At 65.8% G+C, this 3,971-nt stretch carries 5 protein-coding genes and 1 pseudogene; all 6 read left to right on the plus strand.

From position 1 onward, the window contains the following. Positions 1–581 (plus strand): YebC/PmpR family DNA-binding transcriptional regulator (locus tag SFU54_RS04935; protein WP_319015188.1); only part of this gene is annotated, 581 nt, incomplete at its 5' end. Positions 582–587: 6 nt separating this feature from the next. Continuing rightward, positions 588–1,178 carry a crossover junction endodeoxyribonuclease RuvC gene (gene ruvC / locus SFU54_RS04940; protein ID WP_319015189.1) on the plus strand — a complete coding sequence of 197 codons (591 nt, stop codon included), beginning with the start codon at positions 588–590 and terminating at the stop codon, positions 1,176–1,178. Beyond that, positions 1,175–1,819: a Holliday junction branch migration protein RuvA gene (ruvA, locus tag SFU54_RS04945; RefSeq protein ID WP_319015190.1), complete on the plus strand. Its 645-nt coding sequence runs from the start codon at positions 1,175–1,177 to the stop codon at positions 1,817–1,819. Before ruvC ends, ruvA begins: the two co-directional genes overlap by 4 nt. Then, positions 1,816–2,832, plus strand: coding sequence for a Holliday junction branch migration DNA helicase RuvB (gene ruvB, locus SFU54_RS04950; protein WP_413466568.1), 1,017 nt, complete (start codon positions 1,816–1,818; stop codon positions 2,830–2,832). The genes ruvA and ruvB overlap by 4 nt, the downstream gene beginning before the upstream one ends. A gap of 90 nt (positions 2,833–2,922) precedes the next feature. After that, positions 2,923–3,291, plus strand: coding sequence for a preprotein translocase subunit YajC (locus SFU54_RS04955; protein WP_319015191.1), 369 nt, complete (start codon positions 2,923–2,925; stop codon positions 3,289–3,291). A gap of 73 nt (positions 3,292–3,364) precedes the next feature. After that, positions 3,365–3,971, plus strand: a pseudogene (locus SFU54_RS04960) (protein translocase subunit SecD); the annotation flags it as partial.

A 3,971-nucleotide genomic window follows, 5' to 3' on the forward strand; every position in this document is an offset into this window, starting at 1 on the left:
TTCCCAACGACAACATCGAGCGTGCCATCAAGCGCGGTGCCGGACTCACGGGTGAGTCGATCGACTACCAGACGATCATGTACGAGGGTTATGGCCCGGGCGGGCTCGCGCTGCTCATCGAGTGTTTGACCGACAACAAGAACCGCGCCGCTGCCGAGGTTCGCACCGCGATGACGCGCAACGGGGGCACGATGGCTGACCCCGGCAGCGTTGCCTACAACTTCAGCCGCAAGGGTGTGATTTCGATCACAAAGACCGACGGCGTCACGGAAGACGACATTCTCATGGCGGTGCTCGAAGCCGGAGCCGAAGAGGTCATCGACCAAGGTGGGGGATTCGAGGTCATCACCGACCCGTCGCAGCTCGTGGCGGCACGCACGGCGCTGACGGACGCCGGCATTGAGTACGACTCGGCCGAAGCCGAGTTCGTGGCCAACCTGCAGATCGAGGCTGACGCCGAGACTGCTCGCAAGCTCTTCAAGCTCGTCGATGCGATGGATGACTTGGATGACGTGCAAAACGTCTTCACGAACGTGTCGCTGAGCGCCGAGGTTCGCGCCGAACTCGACAACGACGAGTAGTCGCGCGTGCGAGTGCTCGGCGTCGACCCTGGTCTCACTCGCTGCGGAGTGGGCATTGTCGACATCGAGCCCAATCGACGCGCGACTCTCGTCGCCGTCACCGTGATTCAGACGCCGCCCGATCAGGCTCTCGAATCGCGGTTGTTGGCGATCGGCGAGGGAGTTGCCACCTTGCTCGACGAACACCGCCCCGATGCCATTGCGCTCGAGCGTGTCTTCGCCCAACACAACGTGCGCACGGTCATGGGCACCGCTCAAGCGAGCGGAGTCGTGCTCTACGCCGCGGCACTGCGCGGCTTGCCAGTGACGCTGCACACCCCCACTGAGGTGAAGGCGGCAGTCACGGGACATGGTGCCGCTGACAAGAAGCAGGTGACGGCGATGGTGCAGCGCATCCTTCGATTGGATGCCCCACCGAAGCCCGCTGACGCCGCCGACGCGCTGGCTCTAGCCATCTGCCACGGCTGGCGCGGCGCGGCGAGCCCTGCGGCGCGAGTGGCGGGGGAGACGGCACAGGGCGTGACGCACCTCACACCCGCCCAGCAGGCGTGGCGCACGGCGGAGAAGGCGACGCGCGCCCGTAGGCTCGACGGGTGATCGCTAGCCTGCGCGGAACCCTTATTGCCCTGACGGGCACGCGCGCGGTCATTGACGTCTCAGGGGTTGGCTACGCGGTTGCCGTCACCGAGCGGCACGCCCGAGAGCTGCGCGCGGGCGACACCGTGCGCGTTCACACCGCGCTCGTCGTTCGTGAAGACGACATGAGTCTGTTCGGTTTCGCCGACGAAACCGAGCTCGGGCTGTTCGAGTTGCTGCGCACGGTCTCGGGCGTCGGCCCCAAGTCGGCGCTGGGTGTGTTGGGCGAAATGACGCCTGACGCGATCGCGCGAGCCATTGCTGACGACGACGACGCACCGTTTCGTGCCGTCAGTGGCATCGGACCCAAGACCGCCAAACTCATCGTCGTGACGCTCGCCGGCAAACTGGTCGCTCCGACTGGAGGCGCTCCCGCGGCGGCAGCGGGTGTCTCCACAGCCGTCACGACGTCGCTGGCTGCCGCCCTCACGGGGCTTGGCTGGCCCGAGCGCACGGCCCTGGAGGTCGCCGCACAGGTCGTCGATGCTGACCCTGATGCGCCGAGCACCGGCCTGCCGGTTCTGTTGCGCCGAGCGCTTGCCCAGTTGGGACCGGCGCGAGCCCGCTCCGCCGCTGATTCTGCGGATGGGTCGCGCTCGTGAGCGACGACCTGATGCGCGCTGAGCCAGAGTCGGCCGCTGAGCTCGCGTTCGAGGGTGCATTGCGACCTCAGAGCCTGGCCGAGTTTGTCGGACAGCAGAAAGTGCGCCGACAGTTGCAGCTCCTCCTCGAAGCAGCCGGTCTGCAGAATCGCACCCCTGACCACATCCTGCTCGCGGGGCCGCCCGGCCTCGGCAAGACAACCCTCGCGATGATCGTCGCGCACGAGGGCCAGCGGCCATTGCGCATGACGAGCGGCCCCGCCATTCAGCACGCGGGTGACCTCGCAGCAGTGCTGTCGTCGCTCGTCCCCGGCGAAGTGCTCTTCATCGACGAGATTCACCGCATGGCGCGCTCTGCCGAAGAAATGCTTTACCTGGCCATGGAAGACTTTCGTGTCGACATCATGGTCGGCAAGGGTGCCGGAGCCACGAGCATTCCCCTCGAACTGGCACCCTTCACTCTTGTGGGGGCCACCACCCGGTCGGGACTCTTGCCCAACCCCTTGCGCGACCGCTTCGGCTTCACCGCCCACCTCGAGTTCTACGAACCCGACGAGCTGCACCAGGTTCTCGACCGTGCCGCTCGCCTGTTGTCGCTAGCGATTGACGAGGATGCCCTCGCAGAGATTGCTCGCCGCTCACGGGGCACACCCCGTATCGCCAACCGACTGCTCCGCCGTGTGCGCGACTTCGCTCTGGTGCGCGGGGGAGACGCGGATCGCGCAGCGGTGCGTGCGGCCCTCGAGCTCTATGACGTTGACGAGCAGGGTCTCGATCGGCTTGACCGTGCCGTGTTGCAGGCGATTGTTGAACGATTCGACGGAGGGCCGGTGGGCCTCTCAACGCTCGCCGTGTCGGTGGGAGAAGAGGCAGAGACGATTGAAGCGGTCGTCGAACCTTTTCTTGTGCGAACCGGATTGCTGTCGCGCACTCCACGCGGCCGCGTTGCAACCGCTCGCGCGTGGGCTCACCTCGGGCACGCGCCGCGGGTGACCGAGGTCGATGACCTATAGTTATCGCTGGCCCTCGGCCGAGCATCCGCTTGCCGACCGGCGCTGACATCAGCGCTACGCCGCTCCCGTCTCTGAAAGGCACCGCGACTCATGGTTTTTGACCCGTTGACGATTGTCATGCTGGGTGTGCTCGCCCTGCTCATCTTTTTCATGTTCCGCAACTCGCGCAAGCGCAAGCAAGACCTCGAGGCGCTGCAGCTCAAGATGGTTCCCGGCGCTGAGGTCATGACCAACTTTGGTCTGTTCGGAACTCTCGTGAGCATCGACGATGACGCCAACGTGGCCGTGCTCGAGACCAGCCCGGGCAGCACCGTGCGTGTTCACCGTCAGACCCTCGCGCGCGTCATCGAAGACGAGCCCGTGGTTGCCGGCGAGGCCGACGCCGAGCCGAGCATCAACGAGTCGAGCCTCGACGCACCGGCCGAGAAGCCGAAGCGCGCCAAGAAGACCGAGAACTAACCCCCTCGCTCACCTCGCGGGGCGCGCCCGTCACGGGCGCGTCCGCCTCCCCTCGCAGAAATGAGTATCACTGGTGGCCAGAAGCACCACTGAGCGCAAAGCCATTCGTTCTCTCGTCTGGCTGCTCGTCATCATCATCGCCCTTATCGCGGCGAATGGGGCGAGCGTGCTCTTCAACAACGGTCAATGGACTCCGAAGCTCGCTCTCGACCTCGAGGGTGGCACGCAGATCACGCTGACTCCGCAGCTTTCGAGCGGCGAGGCCGTGACGGCCGAGCAGTTGGAGCGCGCCGTGGCGATCATTCGTCAGCGCGTCGATGCCAGCGGTGTCAGCGAGGCCGAGATCAACACTCAGGGCAACCAGAACATCGTGGTGTCGATTCCGGGCGAGCCTGATGACGAGACGCGCGAGCGCATCTCGAGCTCGGCGAAGCTTGAGTTCCGTCCGGTGCTCATCGCCGGCGCACCGTCTGCCGACACCATTGGTGAAGAGGGAGCGGTCGACCCCAGCACTGACCCCTCGGCGTCGCCGAGCGCAGACCCGTCGGTCTCGCCGTCTGCGAGTGAAGAACCGACTCCGACCGCGAGCCCGACTGATGCGAGCGACATCGCGTGGATTACCCCCGAACTGCAAGAGCAGTTCGACACGTTCGATTGTGCGACCGTCAACGCCGTCGGCG

Source organism: Microcella sp. (assembly GCF_033763155.1).
Classification (GTDB): domain Bacteria; phylum Actinomycetota; class Actinomycetes; order Actinomycetales; family Microbacteriaceae; genus Microcella.